At 50.3% G+C, this 1,943-nt stretch carries 1 protein-coding gene; it reads right to left on the reverse strand.

The genetic code is table 11. The features are described 5' to 3' along the window. Window positions 1-135: 135 nt before the first annotated feature. The coding region (locus FE783_RS37210; RefSeq protein WP_138884445.1) for a transposase at window positions 136-1,943 on the reverse strand (1,808 nt) is incomplete at its 5' end.

Consider the following 1,943-nt stretch of genomic DNA (forward strand, 5'->3'; position numbering starts at 1 on the left):
GAGACTGTCGATTTACTTGCCTAAAAGTTAATCAAATACTCTTGTTTGGGGTATTCAATCGTCAACTAGGTGAAATACCCCACCAAAGCTTCTTAATTCGTACCGTCTACGGCACACTGTTTCGCCTTTGAACAGCTAAATGGGCAGACTTATCCCGTGAGGGGGGACGACTCTTTTGCGACAAAAGCTGAGCGTCAAACTCCCGACCTGTTTTACCATCACTTTTAGATTGGCGACCATGCTGGCGAGTTTTACATCGCGGCGTCTCGTCTCGCGGGATCGCGTTCGGGCCCTACCTAAACCCTGATGGTTTTTGAGTTCATTGTTTTTTCGTTCCACCGCAGGACGAGCGGACTGCAAAGCTTTTCCTTCCTCGGTTTCATTAAAAGTTTTGGCCTGCTGATGGAGCTCGTAATAGTCACTAATGAAGACGGTACGCCCTGCTTTCTCAGCTGCCGTGCAGTCCGGCCGCATGGGGCAACTGGCGCAGGCCGAAGCAAGAAATTTGTATTGCGTTCCTTCCTTTTTCGCGTTGTAAACGGATTTATTCGTCACCTGGCCATTCGGACATGTTACCGTTCTGGCAACAGGATCATAGGTGAAAGATTCGTTATTGAGCATGCCTTTTGGGTTCGCTCCGAACTGGGACCATATCGGGGCGGAAAGTACAACGTTACGTTCTGCGAATTCGCTTCGGTTTCGACCCGTGCCGTAAGCGGTGTCGCCGACAACGGCTGCAGGCTTGACCCCGTGCTTTGTCCATACCCGATCGACCAGTTCAAGTAGCCGTTTCCCATCATCTTCATTGCCGGGAATAGGCTCAGCCGTAAGAACAAGACCCGAGAGGGTGGATTGGACAACCTGCACTTTGTCGCCGGTGAATTTAACAGATTTGGACTTGTATCCGCGGCGAACATCCGGATCAACCGCGCTTACCACGAGGTCTTGAGGGCGCTTGGACTTCGTGCGCTTTTTGAAGGGGGCATTCGGGTCCTCCGGATCCTCCGGGTGCACGTATTGGGTGAGAATCTTGTACAGCAATGCCTGACTCTCCAGGGAAGCAAGTTGACGGTCTGCACGAGACCACGACCAAAACGTCGGACGTACCGGGGCACTTTCGAACCAGTACAAAAGCCCGAATGCCTGGACAACCAATTCACTGAACGCCGATAGCCGCTGCTCTTCCGTCGCCGCATGCGGAAACTTCGTTTGCAGCGTGCTAAGCCTGACCTCTTTCATTAAGCGTTGGTGCAACGCCGGATAGGAGCGCTTCAGGGGATTGATGATCCGAAGCATGCCTTGCTGGATGAGGCGGTAGGCGGAACGTCTGGCAATAGCACCATGAGTAGGGAACGAATCGACGAGCCAGAGATCCTTGTTATTCCCCCAGATTCCTTTTTGTTTGGCTTGAGCGAGAATATGGTGATGACAAGCGTCAAACAATTCGGAGCCCATACGGGAACGGTCGAGTCCGAATGTGCTATGATCGAAACCGGTGAACGCCACGGGAAGGCCGGCAAATCGTTTAATAAACAGGTCGCCGATTACTCTTTCTTCCATTTCACGATCCGATAGGTTGTAATACCGCTGCACCAAATGAAGCTTGAGTTTTAGGGATGGCGCATACGGATATTGCCCCCGCCCCGAATATAAATGAGCACAGATGTCATCGGCGAACAAGAAGTCAATTTGCTCCGCAGCCCTACTCCAGATGGGGTGATCCGGCAGATTGGAGTAGACCTCAAAATCCGCGAAGGACAACTGATCAAATTGTTTGTACTGTACCCGACTCATCTGAATCCCTCCATAATACGGCATATCTATATGATACCAAAATACAGAGTAAAATGGAGGAAATGAAAGAAAAATATGTTTTTTAAAGGTAAACCGACCTTTTTGAATCGTTTTCTCCGAGTGAATTTGGCGATTTAATCGACAGTCTC

Source organism: Paenibacillus mesophilus, from assembly GCF_005938385.1.
Lineage (GTDB): Bacteria > Bacillota > Bacilli > Paenibacillales > NBRC-103111 > Paenibacillus_AB > Paenibacillus_AB mesophilus.